The 16,603-nt window shown below is 72.8% G+C and carries 16 protein-coding genes; 3 read left to right on the top strand and 13 right to left on the bottom strand.

Going from position 1 to position 16,603, the window contains the following annotated elements:
- Nucleotides 1-7: 7 nt before the first annotated feature.
- Genes EAO73_RS22480 through EAO73_RS22460 form a run of 5 tightly spaced genes read right to left on the bottom strand, consistent with a single transcriptional unit; the run spans nucleotide 8 to nucleotide 5,475 of the window.
- Nucleotides 8-811: a DUF1295 domain-containing protein gene (locus EAO73_RS22480; RefSeq protein WP_147973276.1), complete on the bottom strand. Its 804-nt coding sequence runs from the start codon at nucleotides 809-811 to the stop codon at nucleotides 8-10.
- Nucleotides 808-2,145 (bottom strand): SAM-dependent methyltransferase, encoded by a 1,338-nt coding sequence (locus tag EAO73_RS22475; RefSeq protein WP_147973275.1) that lies wholly within the window; start codon nucleotides 2,143-2,145, stop codon nucleotides 808-810. The genes EAO73_RS22480 and EAO73_RS22475 overlap by 4 nt, the downstream gene beginning before the upstream one ends.
- Nucleotides 2,142-3,485, bottom strand: a complete 1,344-nt coding sequence (locus EAO73_RS22470) for an SAM-dependent methyltransferase (protein WP_224756394.1) — start codon at nucleotides 3,483-3,485, stop codon at nucleotides 2,142-2,144. Before EAO73_RS22470 ends, EAO73_RS22475 begins: the two co-directional genes overlap by 4 nt.
- Nucleotides 3,482-4,204: a DUF1365 domain-containing protein gene (locus EAO73_RS22465; protein ID WP_147973274.1), complete on the bottom strand. Its 723-nt coding sequence runs from the start codon at nucleotides 4,202-4,204 to the stop codon at nucleotides 3,482-3,484. The genes EAO73_RS22470 and EAO73_RS22465 overlap by 4 nt, the downstream gene beginning before the upstream one ends.
- The gene (locus EAO73_RS22460; RefSeq protein ID WP_147973273.1) at nucleotides 4,201-5,475 is read right to left on the bottom strand and encodes an NAD(P)/FAD-dependent oxidoreductase; all 1,275 of its coding nucleotides are present in this window, start codon (nucleotides 5,473-5,475) and stop codon (nucleotides 4,201-4,203) included. Before EAO73_RS22460 ends, EAO73_RS22465 begins: the two co-directional genes overlap by 4 nt.
- 229 nt (nucleotides 5,476-5,704) lie before the next feature.
- Here EAO73_RS22460 and EAO73_RS22455 point away from each other — a divergent pair, with 229 nt between their 5' ends.
- The 3 genes from EAO73_RS22455 (at nucleotide 5,705) to EAO73_RS22445 (ending at nucleotide 8,640) form a co-directional block, all read left to right on the top strand.
- Nucleotides 5,705-7,255: a molybdopterin-dependent oxidoreductase gene (locus EAO73_RS22455; protein WP_147973597.1), complete on the top strand. Its 1,551-nt coding sequence runs from the start codon at nucleotides 5,705-5,707 to the stop codon at nucleotides 7,253-7,255.
- A 110-nt stretch (nucleotides 7,256-7,365) separates the two neighbouring features.
- Nucleotides 7,366-8,013, top strand: coding sequence for a fasciclin domain-containing protein (locus tag EAO73_RS22450; protein ID WP_147973272.1), 648 nt, complete (start codon nucleotides 7,366-7,368; stop codon nucleotides 8,011-8,013).
- 180 nt (nucleotides 8,014-8,193) lie between these two features.
- Nucleotides 8,194-8,640 carry an SPW repeat protein gene (locus EAO73_RS22445; RefSeq protein ID WP_224756393.1) on the top strand — a complete coding sequence of 149 codons (447 nt, stop codon included), beginning with the start codon at nucleotides 8,194-8,196 and terminating at the stop codon, nucleotides 8,638-8,640.
- 103 nt (nucleotides 8,641-8,743) lie between these two features.
- On the opposite strand, the gene EAO73_RS22440 is transcribed toward EAO73_RS22445, so the two are convergent.
- The 8 genes from EAO73_RS22440 to EAO73_RS22405 all read right to left on the bottom strand — a co-directional run bounded on the left by EAO73_RS22440 (nucleotide 8,744) and on the right by EAO73_RS22405 (nucleotide 16,558).
- On the bottom strand, nucleotides 8,744-11,578 hold the full coding sequence (locus EAO73_RS22440; protein WP_147973596.1) for a DEAD/DEAH box helicase: 2,835 nt from the start codon (nucleotides 11,576-11,578) through the stop codon (nucleotides 8,744-8,746).
- A gap of 44 nt (nucleotides 11,579-11,622) precedes the next feature.
- Nucleotides 11,623-12,543 (bottom strand): diacylglycerol kinase, encoded by a 921-nt coding sequence (locus EAO73_RS22435; RefSeq protein ID WP_147973271.1) that lies wholly within the window; start codon nucleotides 12,541-12,543, stop codon nucleotides 11,623-11,625.
- A gap of 17 nt (nucleotides 12,544-12,560) precedes the next feature.
- Nucleotides 12,561-13,523 (bottom strand): twin-arginine translocase subunit TatC, encoded by a 963-nt coding sequence (tatC, locus tag EAO73_RS22430; protein ID WP_147973270.1) that lies wholly within the window; start codon nucleotides 13,521-13,523, stop codon nucleotides 12,561-12,563.
- A 52-nt stretch (nucleotides 13,524-13,575) separates the two neighbouring features.
- A complete protein-coding gene (tatA, locus tag EAO73_RS22425; RefSeq protein WP_147973269.1) occupies nucleotides 13,576-13,860 on the bottom strand; it encodes a Sec-independent protein translocase subunit TatA in 285 nt (94 codons plus the stop codon).
- A 222-nt stretch (nucleotides 13,861-14,082) separates the two neighbouring features.
- Complete coding sequence (locus EAO73_RS22420; RefSeq protein WP_147973268.1) at nucleotides 14,083-14,280, bottom strand: hypothetical protein; 198 nt, start codon at nucleotides 14,278-14,280, stop codon at nucleotides 14,083-14,085.
- A 57-nt stretch (nucleotides 14,281-14,337) separates the two neighbouring features.
- Nucleotides 14,338-14,616, bottom strand: a complete 279-nt coding sequence (locus EAO73_RS22415) for a hypothetical protein (protein ID WP_147973267.1) — start codon at nucleotides 14,614-14,616, stop codon at nucleotides 14,338-14,340.
- A gap of 18 nt (nucleotides 14,617-14,634) precedes the next feature.
- Nucleotides 14,635-15,591 carry a helix-turn-helix transcriptional regulator gene (locus tag EAO73_RS22410; protein ID WP_147973266.1) on the bottom strand — a complete coding sequence of 319 codons (957 nt, stop codon included), beginning with the start codon at nucleotides 15,589-15,591 and terminating at the stop codon, nucleotides 14,635-14,637.
- 13 nt (nucleotides 15,592-15,604) lie between these two features.
- Entirely contained in the window at nucleotides 15,605-16,558 is a 954-nt protein-coding gene (locus tag EAO73_RS22405) for a helix-turn-helix transcriptional regulator (protein ID WP_147973265.1), read from the bottom strand.
- Nucleotides 16,559-16,603 lie beyond the last annotated feature (45 nt).

Below are 16,603 nucleotides of genomic sequence, written 5' to 3'. Positions count from 1 at the left end.
ACACGGCTCAGCCCCGGCGCGGCGGGCGCGGGAAGAATCCGCTGGTCCGCGCGGCGTACGCGGCGAAGCCGGGGCGGTCGGCCATGTGCCGTTCCAGGAGCGCCTTGCCGCTGCCTCCGATGAGCAGATACGTCATCAGGGCGGGTGCCACCAGGGTGGCCGCGGCGGCCTCCGGGGCCTGGCAGACGATGAGGAACAGGCCCCACCAGACGCAGAAGTCACCGAAGTAGTTGGGGTGCCGGGTCCAGGACCACAGCCCCCGGTCCATGACCTTCCCCCGGTTGCCGGGATCGGCCTTGAACCGGGCCAGCTGGTGGTCGCCGACGGCCTCGAAGAACATCCCGACCGCCCAGAGCGCGGCCCCGGCCCAGGCGAGGGCGTTCACCGGCCCGGTGAGGTATCCCGCCGCCTGCACGGGGAGCGAGATCAGCCAGACCAGCGCGCCCTGGAGCAGATAGACCTTCCGCAGGGCGTACAGGTCGGGGTTCCCGGGCGCCTTCGCGAGCATCTTCTCGTAGCGCGGGTCCTCGCCGTGGCCCCTGCCGCGCCGGGCGATGTGCCAGGCCAGGCGCAGCCCCCAGAGCGCGGTGAGCACCGTGACGAGCAGCCGGCGCGTGGTGTCCCCCTCCCCCGCCGACAGTCCGTACGAGACGAGGGCGACGGCGGCGAAACCCAGGCCCCAGGCGACGTCGACGCCCCGGTGCATCCCCCGGCGCACCCCGGCCGCGAACGCGACGAGCAGCACGAGCAGGGCGGCGCCCGCGCAGGGCGCGAGGCCCCGCGCGAACGCCTCCCAGGCGAAGCCGCTCATGACGCGTCCCCGGCCGGGCCCGTGCGCAGTGCGTCGCGGGTGTCCGGCATCCCCGACTCCCCGTCACCGGCGGGCCGTACGGCGAGGATCTGGTCCACGCCCATCCGCCGCTCCGCGAAGGCGAGGGCGCCGCCGGCCAGATACAGCCGCCACACCCGTACGGTCTCCTCGCCGACCAGATCGGTGAACCGCGCCTCGTTCTCCTCCAGGGTCCGGCGCCAGGCGTCGACGGTCCGGACGTAGTGCTCGCGCAGCGCGTGGACGTCACGCACCTCGAGACCGGCGCCCTCCAGCAGCCCGACGGTCTCCCCGAGCGGGCGCATGTGCATGTCGGGCGCGATGTACGCCTCGATGAACGCGCCGCCGCCCGGCGCGTCCCGCCCGCGCGACATCTGCTGGACGAGCACCCGGCCGCGCGGGCGGACCATGCCGTGCAGGGTCGCCGCGAAGGCCGGGTACTGGGCGTCCCCGACGTGCTCGCCCATCTCGATGGTGGACACCGCGTCGTAGCCGCCCTCGTGTTCCGGGGCCGCCGCGATGTCGCGGTAGTCGCAGCAGCGCACCTCGACCAGGTCCCCCAGACCGCGTTCGGTCACCTGCCGGCGCACGTACGCCGCCTGCTCGGCGGCGAGGGTGACCGCCGTGACCCGGACGCCGTGCCGCTGGGCCGCGTACAGCGTCAGCGAACCCCAGCCGCAGCCGATGTCCAGCAATCGTGCGCCGGGGCGCAGCCCCAGCTTGCCGCAGATCAGCTCCAGCTTGGCGCGCTGCGCGTCGGCGGGCCCGTAGGCCGGGTCGTCGCTGGTCCAGTAGCCGCACGAGTACGCCATCGTCTCGTCGAGGAGGAGGGCGTAGAAGGCGTTGGAGAGGTCGTAGTGGTGGCTGATCGCCGCCCGGTCGCGGGCCTTGCTGTGCAGGGCGCCGTCCAGTCCGGTGGCGCGCGCCGCGGGCACGGGCGGCCGGGGCCCGGCCGCGCCGAGGCGCACGGCGGTGCCGGCGGCGCGCAGCCGGTCGGCGAGGCGGGGACGCGGCGCGGCGAGTCCGCCCTCGCGCACGGCGCGGTGCACCGCCCGCAGGCCCTCGGCGAGGTCGCCCTCGATGTCGATGTCCCCGGTGATGTAGGCCTCCGCGAGGCCCAGTTCGCCCGGTTCCCACAGGAGGCGGCGCAGGGCGCGGCGGGCCCGGACGTGGATCAGGGGGCCGTCGGGGGCGCCGGTCTCGCTGCCGTCCCACATGCGCACCCGGACCGGGAGCGGGCCGCCGAGGAACCGCTCGACGAGGGGTTCGATGCGCTGGGCGGCACCGTGGGCGGGGCGCTTGTCGGTGAGTGTCATGCCGTTTCCTGTTCCTGACGGGTCAGCAGCAATTGCCGCACATCGAGGTAGCCGGAGCGGAAGCCCGCTTCGGAGTAGGCGAGGTAGAAGGTCCACATGCGGCGGAAGGTGGCATCGAAGCCGAGCGCGTCGACCTGCTCCGCCCCGGCGGTGAACCGTTCGCGCCAGAGCCTGAGCGTTTCGGCGTAGTGCGTGCCGAAGCCGTCGGAGCGCTCCACGCGCAGCCCGGTGTGGGCGGCCGTGACCCGGTCGATGGCCTCGGTGGACGGGAGCTGTCCGCCCGGGAAGATGTACTTGTGGATCCAGGTGAAGGTGTCCCGGCCCGCCCGCATGCGGTCGTCGGGCATGGTGATGGCCTGGAGGGCGATCCGGCCGCCGGGGGCGAGCAGCCGGTCCAGGGTGCGGAAGTAGGCGGGCCAGAACTCCGCGCCGACCGCCTCGATCATCTCGACGCTGACGATGGCGTCGTACGTCCCGTCGATCTCCCGGTAGTCGCACAGCCGGACGTCCACCCGGTCCGCGTGGCCGGCCGCGGCGATCCGCCGCAGGGCCAGGTCGCGCTGTTCCCGGGAGAGGGTGACGGAGACGACGTGGGCGCCGCGGGCGGCGGCGCGGATCGCGAGTTCGCCCCAGCCGGTGCCGATCTCCAGGAGCCGGGTGCCGGGACCGACGGCGGCGAGGTCCAGCAGCCGGTCGATCTTGCGGTGCTGGGCGGCGGGGAGCAGGGCCGGTTCGGCGGGGAAGCCCCGGAAGAGGGCCGAGGAGTAGCTGAGCGTCTCGTCGAGGAAGAGCGCGAACAGCTCGTTGGACAGGTCGTAGTGGTGGCTGATGTTGGTCCGGGCCCCTTCGCGGGTGCCCGTCTGGGCCTCGGGGCGGCGGCGTGCCCACAGCCCGCGCAGCCGTTGCAGGGGCTCGGGGATCAGGGTGGCGACCTGGCCCGCCAGGACGGTCAGGACTCCGACGGGGTCCGGTGCGTCCCACTCGCGTGCCATGTAGGACTCGCCGAAGCCGATGAGGCCGCTCGCGCCGATCCTGCGGAAGAAGGCGTCGGGGTCGCGGACGTCCATCAGTGGCCCGCCGAGCCCGATGTCCTCCCGCCCGGCGAGGCGGACGCGCAGCGGCAGCCGGGCCAGGGCGCGGCGGACGACCCGCTCGGCGACGGCCGTCCGCAGCCGGGAGGCGCGCGGCAGGGCCACGATGTCCGGCCAGCGCGCCGGGTCGGTGCCCGCGCCCACGCCGGGGGCGGCGGCGGGGGCGGGCACCGCGCCGGGTCGGTGCCCGCGCCCACGCCGGGGGCGGCGGCGGGGGCGGGCACGGGTACGGAACGTGGAGGCGCTCATCGCATGCCTTCCTGGGTGCGGTGGTGGGGGCGGGGCCGGACGGGCAGCCCGCGGAGGTAGAGCCGGATGCCGTGCAGCCGGATGGCGGCCGAGACGACGGCCGTGGACCAGGGGTGCCGCAAGGCGAGGCCCAGCAGGACGCGGGCGGTCGCCGGGCGTCGCTCGCCCCGGACGGTCGCGGTGAACGGGCGGGTCCCGGAGCGTTCCAGGTGGACCGTGAGCGTGAGCCGGGGCCCCGGTTCCGGCAGCCGCATCCAGTACTCGCCGTCGGTACCGAAGAACGGCGAGACGTAGAACTCCTTGCTGGTGACCGCCCGCCCCCGGTCATCGGGGCGCAGCAGATAGCAGTGGCGTTCGCCGTACGTGTTGTGCACCTCGGCGACCGTGCACAGCGGGGTGCCGTCGGCGCGCCGGCACCAGTAGACGGTCAGCGGGTTGAAGACGTGGCCGAGGACCCGGGCCTGGGTCAGCATGAGGACGGTGCCGTCGGCGAGGTCGATGCCCCGGGCGGCCAGGAAGCGGGCGAGGCCGGCGCGGATGGTCGGGGCGGTGCCGCCGAAGTGGTCACGGGCGTCGAAGCGGGCGAGGAAGCGCAGGGCGCGCGGCAGCGGCGGGGGCCCGTCGGGGTCGGTCAGCCACAGATAGGTGCGGTGGTGGAAGGCGTACCGGGTGGGCGCGGTCCGTATGTGGGTGATCGTGCACGGGTAGAGGGCGTTCACCAGTCCACCCCCAGCGCGGCCGCGGCCTCGGCGCCCGAGCGGCAGCCGTCCTCGTGGAAGCCCCAGCCGTGGTAGGCGCCCGCGTAGGCAGTGACCGGCCCGGACAGGGCGGGCAGCCGGGCCTGGGCGGCCACGGATTCCGGTGTGTAGACGGGGTGTTCGTAGACCATGCGGGCCCGGACCAGGCCGGGGGCGACGCGGTCGGCGCCGTTCAGCGTGACGACGAAGGTCTCCGGGGCGTCGAGCCGCTGGAGCCGGTTCATGTCGTAACTGACGGTGACGTGGGCGGCGTCGGCGGCGCAGCCGGGCATCAGGTAGTTCCAGGAGGCGCGGGCGCCGCGCGCCCCGGGCAGCAGCCGGGTGTCGGTGTGCAGCAGGGTGGCGTTGCGGGAGTAGCGGAAGGCGCCCAGGGTGCGGGTCTCGTCGTCGGTGGGATCGGCGAGGAGGCTCAGGGCCTGGTCGGGGTGGGTGGCGACGACGACGTGGTCGAAGGGTTCGGCGGTGCCGTCGTCCGTGGTGATCTCGACGCCGTCGGCGTGCCGGCGGACGCTGCGGACCGGGGTCGCGGTGCGGACGGCGCCGAGCTGCTTGGTCACGCGCTCCACGTAGGCGCGCGATCCTCCGGTGACGGTCCGCCAGACCGGGGAGCCGCCGATCGCGAGCATGCCGTGGTGGTCGAGGAAGCGGAAGAGGTAGCGGGCCGGGTAGCGCATCGCGGTCGCCGGGTCGCAGGACCAGACCGCCGCCACCACGGGCGTCAGGAAGTGGGCGGTGAAGTACGGCGAGAAGCGGCCGCGCGCGGCGAACTCCCCCAGGGTCATCGTGTCCGCGTCCGGTCCGCCGTCCCGCAGCAGCCGCCGGGCCAGCCGGTGGAAGCGGGGCACGGCGGCGAGCATGCGCGGATAGGCGGGGTCGCGGAAGGAGGCCGGGCGGGCGAGGAGGCCGGCCGGGCCGCGGGCTCCCGCGTACTCCAGGCCGCATCCCTCGCACCGGACGGACATGCTCATCTCCGACTCCTGCGTGGCCACGCCCAGTTCGGCGAAGAGCCGCAGCAGGTGGGGGTAGGTGCGCCGGTTGTGCACGATGAAGCCGGAGTCCACGTGGTGGACGCGGCCGTCCGCGCCGGGCAGGTCGTGGGTGTGCGCGTGGCCGCCCACCCGGTCGTCCGCCTCGAACAGCGTGACGTCGTGGGCCCTTCGCAGGATGTGGGCGGCCGTCAGTCCCGCCACCCCGCTGCCCACGACGGCCGTGCGTCGCCGCCTGTCGCTCATTGCGCTCCTTCCGGACCGGCCCCGGCGCTCTCCCCCGGAGGCGGAGGGCGCGGCGGATGCCTCTTTGGAAGTGATTCGTTGCGGGCCGCTCGGCGGATTGGCGGAACCCGTCGTTCATCCGATCGGGTGATGGACCAATCCGCTCGCAGTCCGGCACCGAATCCCCGTCGTGAGTGAAGAGCGGAACGATCCGGAGAGCGGGGCCGTCGTGTCCCTGCGGTCCCGCTGGGTGCGTGCGGCCTGCGCGGCGCTCGGCGGCGTGCTCGCCGGGTTCTGCGCCCTGGCCGTCGCCGAACTGGTGGCGGCGGTCGTGCGCCCGGAGGCGGGTCCGGTCACGGCGGTGGGCGGTGCGGTGATCGACCGCACTCCCCCGGCGCTGAAGGACTTCGCCGTACGGAACTTCGGGACGAACGACAAGCTGGTCCTGGAGCTGGGCATCCTGGCGATCCTGGCGCTGTTCGCCGTGGCGGTCGGGCTGCTGACGCTCCGCCACAGGATCGCCGGGTCGGCGGCCGTGCTGGTCTTCGGCGCGGTCGGGGCGGTGGCGGCGGTCGGGCGGCCCGAGGGCCGGATCTCCGACGCTCTGCCCTCCGTGGTGGGCGCGGTGGTGGCCGCGGGGCTGCTGTACTTCCTGGCCGGACGGCTGTCCCCGGCCGCGGCCCCCTCCTCGGGGGAGGGGGCCGCGGGCGGCTTCGACCGGCGCGGGTTCGTCCTCGCGGCAAGCGCCGCGGCGGTGGCCTCGGCCGGGGCGGGGCTGCTGGGGCGGCGGCTCACCTCGGCCGTGCAGGCGGGGGCGGAGGCGTCCCGGCGCGATCTGAAGCTCCCCGTGCCCGAATCGCCGGCCCGTGCCGTGCCCGCCGGCGCGGACCTGGAGATCCGGGGGCTGAGCCCGTTCGTCACGCCCAGCAAGGACTTCTACCGCGTCGACACGGCCCTGGTCGTGCCGAGGGTGGATGCCGGGGCGTGGCGGCTGCGGATCCACGGCAAGGGGGTGACCCGCCCGGTGACGCTGGGTCTCCAGGACCTGATGCGCCGCCCGGCCGTCGAGCGCGACATCACCCTGACCTGCGTGTCGAACGAGGTGGGCGGGCCGTACGTCGGCAACGCCCGGTGGCTCGGCGTGCACCTGGCCGATCTGCTGCGGGAGGCGGGTGTGCGGCCCCCGTCGAAGGGCGGACCGGCCGATCAGCTCGTGGCGCGTTCGGTGGACGGCATGACCATCGGCACCCCGGTCGAGGACGTCATGGACGGCCGGGACGCCCTGCTCGCCTTCGGCATGAACGGGGAGCCGCTGCCCTTCACGCACGGCTTCCCGGTCCGGATGGTCGTCCCCGGGCTGTACGGGTACGTGTCGGCCTGCAAGTGGATCAAGGACATCGAGCTGACCACCTTCGACGCCTACGACGCGTACTGGGTGAAGCGGACCTGGGCCCGGCGGGCACCGATCAAGACCCAGGCCCGCATCGACACCCCGCGCCCCTTCGCCTCCCCGAAGGCCGGCACCGTGCCGGTCGCGGGCGTCGCCTGGGCCCAGCACCGCGGCATCACCCGGGTCGAGGTCCGGGTGGACGACGGCCCGTGGCACCCCGCGAAGCTGGCGACGCAGGACACCCGGGACACCTGGCGCCAGTGGGTGTGGGAGTGGGCGGCCACCCCCGGCAGCCACACCCTGGAGGTCCGCGCGACCGACGGGACCGGCGCCCTCCAGACCGGCAGCCGCGTCGGCACCGTGCCCGACGGTGCCACGGGCCGGCACTCGGTGGTGGTCGACGTGTCCTGACCTGCGCGGTCCCGCCGCACCCCCTTCCTGCGCACCGGCCGTCCCGGGTTGCGCATTCCCTCGGCCAACTACCGTACGTAATCGATCAATTACCCAAACAGGAGAACATCATGAAGGTCACCCACGCCCGCCGCGCCGCCCTCGCGCTGTCCGCCGCGCTCGTCCTGCCGCTGGCCCTGACGGCCTGCTCCAGCGACTCCAAGGACAGCGCGTCCGGATCGAGCGCCAGCTCCGCGAAGGCTCCGGCCTCGCCCTCCGCCGAGAAGTCCATGGACATGGACAAGCCCTTCGGCCCGGCCTGCGCGTCGGTCCCGAAGAGCGGCGCGGGCTCCTTCAGCGGCATGGCACAGGACCCGGTCGCCACGGCGGCCTCGCACAACCCGGCGCTGTCCACCCTGGTCACCGCGGTCAAGAAGGCCGGCCTGGTGGACACCCTGAACAACGCCCAGAACATCACCGTGTTCGCCCCGACCAACGACGCCTTCGCCAAGATCCCGAAGGCCGACCTCGACAAGCTGCTCGCCGACAAGGCCGCGCTCACCAAGGTCCTCACGTACCACGTGGTGGGACAGAAGCTGACGCCGAAGCAGCTGGAGAAGGGCTCCTTCGAGACGCTGGAGAAGGGTGAGCTGACGACGGCCGGTTCGGACATGACGTACACCGTGAACGACTCGTCGAAGGTCGTCTGCGGCAATGTCCCCACCGCCAACGCGACGGTCTACATCGTCGACACGGTGCTGATGCCGCCCGCCGCGTAGCGGTGTTCCTCGCGGTGGGCGCCACGCCCACCGCGAGGACTTCGGCCCGGTGCGCATCCTGCGGAGATCCGCCCGCCTTGAACCTACACATAAGCGACGGATAAGAGCAGAATGGGCATTGCGGGCCACTTCCCGCTGTGGCGGTGACCGGGTCCGCACGACCCGAAGGAGACGAAACTGATGTCAAACGTCTCGCATGCCGGCCACGACATGGCCGGACACCCCGATGTATCGGAAATGAGCGACCGCTACGCGCGCATGATGGGCGGCCGCGATGTGGCGCTCGTCGACGCGCCGGTCTTCCTGGTCGGCCTCTACTGCGCCGTGTCGCCGTGGGTCCTGCACTTCACGACGTCGCAGTCCGCGCTGGTGACGCACAACCTGGTCATGGGCATAGCCATCGCCGTGCTCGGACTCGGGTTCACCGCGATGCCGCAGCGGATGTACGGCCTGAGCTGGGCGATCTGCGCCATGGGTGCCTGGATGATCATCTCGCCCTGGGTGGTGGGGAGCAGTCCGGACACCGGAGTCGTACTGAACAACGTCATCATCGGCGGTCTCGCGGTCCTGCTGGGACTGGTCTGCGCGGGCGCGTCGATGAAGATGAGCCGGGGCGCCAAGTCCTGACCGGCCTCCCCGGGGAAGGGAACCCCGCACGCATGCCGGCCGGACGGCACGTCCGGCCGGCTTCCGTGTGCCGGGCCCCTCCCTGGTCACCGGGAGGCGTGTCTCAGCCGAGGGAGCTGTACGCCACAACTCCCCGCAGCACCTCGTCGACCGCCTTGCGGGCGTTCCGCGCCACCGTGCTGTTCTCGCGCGGCGCGGCGGCGGCCACCTGGCCCAGTACGTCGATGACCTGCTTGCACCACCGCACGAAGTCGCCCGCCGGCATGTCCGCCTCGCGCAGCACCTCGTCCAGCGAGCGGCCGGACGCCCACATGTACACCGCCCAGGCGAAGCCGAGGTCCGGCTCCCGCTGGCCGACGCCCTCCGCCTGGTTGATCTTGAAGTCCTCCTCCAGGGAGTCGAGCCGCCCCCAGATGCGGACCATCTCGCCCAGCGCGGCCTTCGCGGGCCCCGACGGCAGCTTCGGCGCCACCGCGTCGTCGGCCTGCCTCGCCTCGTACACCAGCGCGGAGACGCAGGCCGCCAGCTCGGCCGGGTTCAGCCCCTCCCAGACGCCCGCCCGCAGGCACTCGCTCGCCAGCAGGTCCAGCTCGCCGTAGAGCCGGGCGAGCCGCTTCCCGTGCTCGGTGACCTCGCTGCCGCGCAGGTAGTCCAGCTCGGTGAGCAGGGCCACGATGCGGTCGAAGGTGCGGGCGATCGTGTTGGTGCGCCCCTCGATGCGGCGCTCCAGCTGCCGGGTGTCGCGCTGCAGCCGGTGGAAACGCTCGGCCCAGCGGGCGTGGTCCTCGCGCTCGTCGCACCCGTGGCACGGGTGGGCGCGCAGCTCGGACCGCAGGCGCGCGATCTCGCGGTCGTCGGCGGCGGGGGCACGCCCCCGGCGGTGCCGGTCCGGGACGATGTGCCCGGCCTTGGTCCGCAGCGCGGAGGCCAGGTCCCGGCGCGACTGCGGGGAGCGCGGGTTGAACGACTTCGGCACCCGCATCCGCTCCACGGCCTCCACCGGCACCGGGAAGTCGATCGAGGCGAGCCGCTTCACCTGGCGCTCGGCCGTCAGCACCAGCGGGCGCGGCCCGTCGTGGTACTCCATGCCCCGGTGCCCGTGACCGTTGGTGCGGCCGGCCGGAAGCCCGGGGTCGAGGACGAGCGCGAGGCCGGCGAACTTGCCCGTCGGCACATGGATGACGTCGCCGGCCTTCAGCTTCTCCAGGGACGCGGCCGCGGCTGCCCGGCGCTGGGTCGCGCCCTGCTTGGCCAGCTCCGTCTCGCGGTCCTTGAGGTCGCGGCGCAGCCGCGCGTACTCCTCGAAGTCGCCGAGGTGGCAGGTCATGCCCTCGCGGTAGCCCTCCAGGCCCTCCTCGTTGCGCTGGACCTGGCGGGAGATCCCGACGACCGACCGGTCCGCCTGGAACTGCGCGAAGGAGGTTTCGAGCAGCTCGCGCGAGCGGTGCCGGCCGAACTGCTGCACCAGGTTGACGGCCATGTTGTACGACGGCCGGAAGCTGGAGCGCAGGGGGTAGGTGCGGGTGCCGGCGAGTCCGGCCAGCGCGCCGGGGTCCATGCCGCGCTGCCAGAGCACCACGGCGTGGCCCTCGACGTCGATCCCGCGCCGCCCGGCCCGGCCGGTCAGCTGGGTGTACTCGCCGGGGGTGATGTCGGCGTGCTGCTCGCCGTTCCACTTGACGAGCTTCTCCAGGACCACCGAGCGGGCGGGCATGTTGATGCCGAGCGCGAGCGTCTCCGTCGCGAAGACCGCCTTGACCAGGCCCCGGACGAACAGCTCCTCGACGATCTCCTTGAACCTGGGGAGCATCCCGGCGTGGTGCGCGGCGATGCCCCGCTCCAGGCCCTCCAGCCACTCGTAGTAGCCGAGGACGTGCAGGTCCTCGGTGGGGATGGACGCCGTCCGCTCCTCGACGATCTCCCGCACCAGCCGGCGCTTCTCGTCGTCGTTGAGCCGGAGTCCGGCGTGCAGGCACTGCTGGACGGCGGCCTCGCACGCGGCCCGGCTGAAGATGAACGTGATGGCGGGGAGCAGCCCCTCCGCGTCCAGCCGGTCGATGACCTCGGGACGCGACGGGGTCCAGATCCGGCTGCGCTGGCGCCGCTCGCGCTCGCGGTCCGCCTCGCGCACCATCTTGCCGCGACGGCGCTCGCGGGGGTTGTACCCGCGCTGGTTCTCCATGCGGGCGAGGCGCAGGAGGTCGGGGTTGACCTCACGGCGGCCGACACCCCGGCCGCCGTGGTCGCTCTCCTCCTCGAAGAGGTCGTACATCCGGCGGCCGGCCAGCACGTGCTGCCACAGCGGCACGGGGCGCTGCTCGGAGACGATCACCTCGGTGTCGCCGCGCACGGTGTCCAGCCAGTCGCCGAACTCCTCCGCGTTGGACACGGTCGCCGACAGGGAGACCAGGGTGACGGACTCGGGGAGGTGGATGATCACCTCTTCCCAGACGGCGCCCCGGAAGCGGTCGGAGAGGTAGTGCACCTCGTCCATCACCACGTGACCGAGGCCGTTCAGCGCCTGGGAGCCCGCGTAGAGCATGTTGCGCAGGACCTCGGTGGTCATGACGACGACCGGGGCGTCCGCGTTGACGCTGTTGTCCCCGGTGAGCAGGCCGACCTTGTCCGCGCCGTAGCGCCTGACCAGGTCGGCGAACTTCTGGTTCGACAGCGCCTTGATCGGGGTGGTGTAGAAGCACTTGCGGCCCTGCTCCAGGGCGAGGTGCACGGCGAATTCGCCGACGATCGTCTTGCCCGAGCCGGTCGGGGCGGCGACAAGCACGCCCTTCCCGGCCTCCAGCGCCTTGCACGCCTCGATCTGATACGGGTCGAGATCGAAGTCGTACATCTCGCGGAACGGCCCGAGAGCGGTCGCCTGCTCGGCCGCCCGGAGCCGGGAAGCCTGGTATCGCTCGGCTGGTGAGAGGTCCTCTGTCATCTTGTCCACGAGCCTACCCGCCGCCTCCGACAGTGACGCGATCTTTAATCGCCCATGGTCCGGGCCCGCGAACCGGCCCCCAGCACCCGCACGGCCTTCGGTACGCAGACGGCGGTCAGCGGGAGGGCGCCGAGGGGTTCGCCGTCCGCGTACGCGGTGACGCCGACGGATTCGAGGGTGACCGAGGAGGCCCGATGGACGGTGACGACGGGGTGGCTGAGGTGCGTCCCCTTGTACACCCGGGGGAAGACCTTGAGCAGGGTCGTACGGCTGCACTCGCCGACCACCGTGATGTCGAAGAGGCCGTCGTCCATGACCGCGTCGGCGCACATCCGCATGCCGCCGCCGTACGACGTGCCGTTGCCGACCGCCACGAGCGTCGCCTGTATCTCGCGCGCGGGCCCGTCGTCGAGGGTCATGCGGTACGTGACCGGCTTGAAGGCGGCGAGTTCGGCGAGGATCGCCAGGTCGTACTTGAACCGGCCGCCCACCCAGCGCATCCGGTTGCCCCGGTCGTTGACCCGGGAGTCGAAGCCGGAGGCGAGCACGGAGCCGAACCAGCGCTCCCCGGCCCGGCCGAGGTCGATCTCGCGCACGGGCGCCCGCCCCTTGAGCGCGTCGGCGGCGAGCCGTCCGGCGGCGGCCGGATCGCGTATCGGCAGCTCCAGCGCACGGGCGAAGTCGTTGCCGGTGCCCACCGCGACGACGCCGAGCGGGGTGAGCGTCCCGGCCACCGCCTGGAGCGCCAGGGACATCAGCCCGTCCCCGCCCACGGCGATCAGGGCCCCGGTCCCCTCCGCCACCGCGTCCCGCGCCCTGCGCAGCGCGTCGTCCGCGTCCTCGCCGAGGATCGTGCGTACGGAGAAGCCGGCGTCCCGCAACGCGGAAGCGGCCGGCTGCGCGGCTCGCGCGCCCCGGCCGCGTCCCGCGGTGGGATTGACGAAGAGGGTGATCTCGCTGGTCACCCGGGGACCCTACAAGGTCAGGTGATGTCGTCGTAACCGTCGCGCAGCGACGACCCTCCGCCGTCCCGTCCGCCGTCGGCCTGGCCGGGCACGGTGGGCGAGGCGGAGACGTGCTCCATGTCGCCGATGTCCTCGGGGGTGAGGTCGAGATCCGACGCCTCGTCGTCATCGAGGTCGGCGTCCGGATTGTTCCGCTTCCGGCGCCGGTCGTTGGCCATGCAGACGCCGAGGGCGAGGAAGTACAGCAGCACGATCGGCGCGGCCAGCGTGATCATCGTGAGCGGGTCGCCGGTGGGGGTCGCCACCGCGGCGAAGACCGTGATGCCCATGACCATGGCGCGCCACCAGGAGGCGAGCCGCTTGGCCGTGAGCACCCCGGTGAAGTTCAGCAGGACGAGCAGCAGCGGCAGCTCGAAGGCGAGACCGAACACGACCACCATGCGCGTGATGAAGTCGAGGTACTCGTCGATCGGCAGCAGGGGCTTCGCGTCGTCGGGGGTGAACTCCTGCAGCACGGACGCGGTCTGCGGCATCAGGATGTAGGCGAGGGCTGCGCCCGCCAGGAAGAGCGGCGCACCGACGCCCACGAAGGCGAGCGCGTACCGCTTCTCGTGCTTGTGCAGGCCGGGGGCGAGAAACGCCCACAGCTGGTACAGCCAGACCGGAGCGGAGAGCACCACACCGGCCATGAGGGAGACCTTGAGCGCGATGGAGAACGGGGCGACGATTCCGTTCACCGTCATCTCGGCACACGGCTTGCCGTTGAGCTGCTTCGCCTCGCCATGGGCGCAGCCGACCGACTCCAGGATCGGCTTGATCAGGAAGGTGATCAGGTCCTGGTAGAAGAAGGCCGTGACCGAGGTGATCACGAGGATCGCCACAACCGCGATCAGCAGTCGGTTACGCAACTCTCGCAGGTGATCAGCGAGAGGCATCCGCCCCTCGCTGTCCTTCTCCTGCTTGCGGGCAGACTTGAGCAACCCACTTCCCTCGTCTCGTGCGGCAGCTGACGGAGGAGTCCGTCAGCGCGGGTCAGCTCTGGGTGGTGGGCTTCGCTTCGCTCACCGGGCGGGAGCTCGTGACGTCACCGGGCGCGGCCTGGATCGTACGGGCGGCGGCCTGCTGGGCGGCCGGGTCGGCGGCGGCGTCCGGGGCGGCCGTCGGCTCGTCGTCCTTCTTCATGGCCTTGGCCTCGCTCTTGAGGATGCGGGCCGACTTGCCCAGCGAACGGGCCATGTCGGGAAGCTTCTTGGCGCCGAACAACAGCAGGATGACAGCGATGATCAGAACGATCTCGAGAGGCTTCAGATTGCCCATGGTGTGCTTCCTTCTCGCTGAGGCGGCTGGAGGTGGGCTCGCTGCCCTTGAGTGGTGGATACACATCCGACCAATTCACCGGCAGCGATCGTAACCCGCGGGAGTAAACGCGAGGCAATGCCCGTGCATACTTTCGATTGCGGCCCGCACCTCCCTGCCAGGGCCGTCTGCAGCAGCGTACCTCCCGGGCCCGGGAAACTGGAGGCCGCATGCACGGGGGTGCTACGGGAGGGTCTTCCCGGTGGAGGCGAGGCGGGTGGCCGCGTGCTCCAGGTCCTCGGCGGCCCGGTTGATGCGCTCCGTGGTGCGGGTCACCTGGTGGCCGAGGCGCTGGGCCTCGACGAACACCTTGATGGCCAGCACGCCGAGCACGGCGATCCCGAGGAACCCCAGGGCGATGGCGAGCATGGGCCAGAACATGCGCAGAGCCTCGATGTGTCTAGTGTCCGGAAGGCCCCCGGCGCGTCGCGGGACGCCTCAGGGACCGGTGTGCAGGCGCAGCGTCCGTACGCCGCCGTCGGTGAGCAGTTCCACTATCCGCTCCCCCGCCGGCTTGCGGACGCACGCGGCGCACTCGGGGCAGGTGAACGAGTAGAACGTGGTGCGGCTGGTGGCGCCGACCACAAGCCGGAACTCCGCCGCCGCCAGCTCGAACCGCGCGCGGCAGTCGGGGCAGGCGGCCTTGAAGCGCGCCGACTCCGGCACCGCGACGGTGGGCACGGCAGCCAGGCCCGGCAGCGCGGACAGGTTCCCCATGTCTCCTCCGCCGTCCCCTCAGGCCGCGCCGTCGTACGCGGCGAGCGCCGACCGCGCCGCGTGGCGCGCGCTCTCGGCCAGCTCCGGCGGAGAGACGATGCGCCCCTCCCCGCCGAGCCGCAGCGCGAGCCGGCGCAGCGACGCGGGATCGGGGGTGCGCAGGGTGATCCGCAGGCCGCCGTCGGGCAGTTCCTCGGCGCGGTCGTGCGGGTAGTACTCGGCGACCCAGCGCCCGCCGGGCCCGACCTCGATCACGACCTCCGGGTCCTCGGCGGCCGGCTGGACCAGCCCCTCGGACAGGTCCCGCAGCTCCAGCTCGGGCGGCGCGGCGGGCTCGTCGAGCAGCCGGATCGCGGCGACCCGGTCGAGGCGGAAGGTGCGCCGGTCCTCGGAGGACCGGCACCACGCCTCCATATAGGTGTGCCCGACGGCGAACAGCCGGATCGGGTCCACCTCGCGCTCGGTGAGCTCGTCGCGCGCGGGCGAGTAGTAGCGCAGCCACAGCCGGCGCCGCTCCGAGATCGCCCGGTCCACCTCGGCGAAGACGCCGCCCTCCGACTCGAAGGTGACCGAGAGCCGGGAGCTGGCGGCCCCCACCTCGCCGGCCGCGGCCTCCAGCTTGGCGGTGGCCCGCAGCAGTGCCTGGCGGTCGCTCTCGCGCAGGCCGGGCAGGGTCGCCACGGCGCGGGCGGCGACCAGCAGGGCCGTCGCCTCGTCGGCGGCGAGCCGCAGCGGTTCGGCGACGTCGTCCGCGTTGTGCCACCAGATGCGGTCACCGTCGGTGTCGATGTCGAGCAGGTCGCCGCCCCGGAAGCTGGTCCCGCACATGGGCAGCACGTCGAGGTCGGAGATCAGCTCGTCCTCGGTGATCCCGAAGGCGCGGGCGACGTCCTGGACGTGGGCGCCGGGGCGCTCGCGCAGATACGTCACCAGGGAGAGCATCCGGCGTGTCTGGTCGATGGCGTTCGTGGCCATGAATACGGTCCCCTCAGTCCTTGGCCACGGCGCGCAGCCGGTCCATCACGTCGGCCCGCAGGTCCTCGGGTCCGGTGACGACGACGTCGGGGCCGAACTCGACGAGCCAGGCGTCCAGGCCGTGTCCGTACGGGATCTCCAACTCCTCCCACCCGTCTCCGAGTTCCCGGACCGACAGGGCGCGGGCGCGCAGCGGGTAGCCGGAGTCGGCGCGCAGCCTGATCAGGGCGGTCCGGGTGGCCGTCTCGCCCGCCCAGCTCTCCACGGTCTCGCGGACGGTGACCACGTCGGGCACCTGGGCGGTGAAGGCGCCGGCCCGGGAGCGCACCTTGCCGGTGATCCGGGAGAGCCGGAAGACGCGCTCCGCGCCCCGCTCCCGGTCCCAGCCGGCCAGGTACCAGTGGCCGCGCCAGCACTCCAGGGTCCACGGCTCGACCTGGCGCTGCTCGGGCTGGGCGGCATTGGCCTTGCGGTAGTCGAAGGTCACCGGGCGGCGGTCGCGGCAGGCCAGCATCAGGGGTTCGAAGGCGGCCTCGTGGACGGGGATACGCGGTTCGAGGGCGCTGTGCACCTCGTAGGCGTCCGCGGTCTCGGGCATCCCGGCCGCCCGCAGCTTCTGCAGGGCGCCGCTGGCGGCGCCGGCCAGGCGGGCCTGCTGCCAGACCTTGGCGGCGAGGCCGAGCGCGGCGGCCTCCTCGGCGTCCAGCGTGATGGGGGGCAGCCGGTTGCTGTCGCGGCGGGCGAGGTAGCCGGTGTCGCCGTCCAGGTTCTCGACGGTCTCGATGACCAGGCCGAGTTCGCGCAGGTCGTCCTTGTCCCGTTCGAACATCCGGTTGAAGGCGTCGTCGGATGCCGCTTCGAGGTAGGCCTCGATGGAGCCACGCAGTTCGCGCTTGCTGAGCGGACGCCGGGTGCCCAGCAGACACAGCGCCAGGTTCATCAGCCGCTCGGCCTTGGCAATCGCCATCGACGCCCTTTCCCTCGTGCTCCGTGACGCTCGACCGTACCGCCC

Origin of the sequence: Streptomyces sp. col6 (genome assembly GCF_008042035.1) — a bacterium.
Taxonomy (GTDB): Bacteria; Actinomycetota; Actinomycetes; order Streptomycetales; family Streptomycetaceae; genus Streptomyces.
The sequence above is the reverse complement of the archived record's forward strand: the minus strand, read 5'-3'. Positions and strand labels throughout refer to the sequence as shown.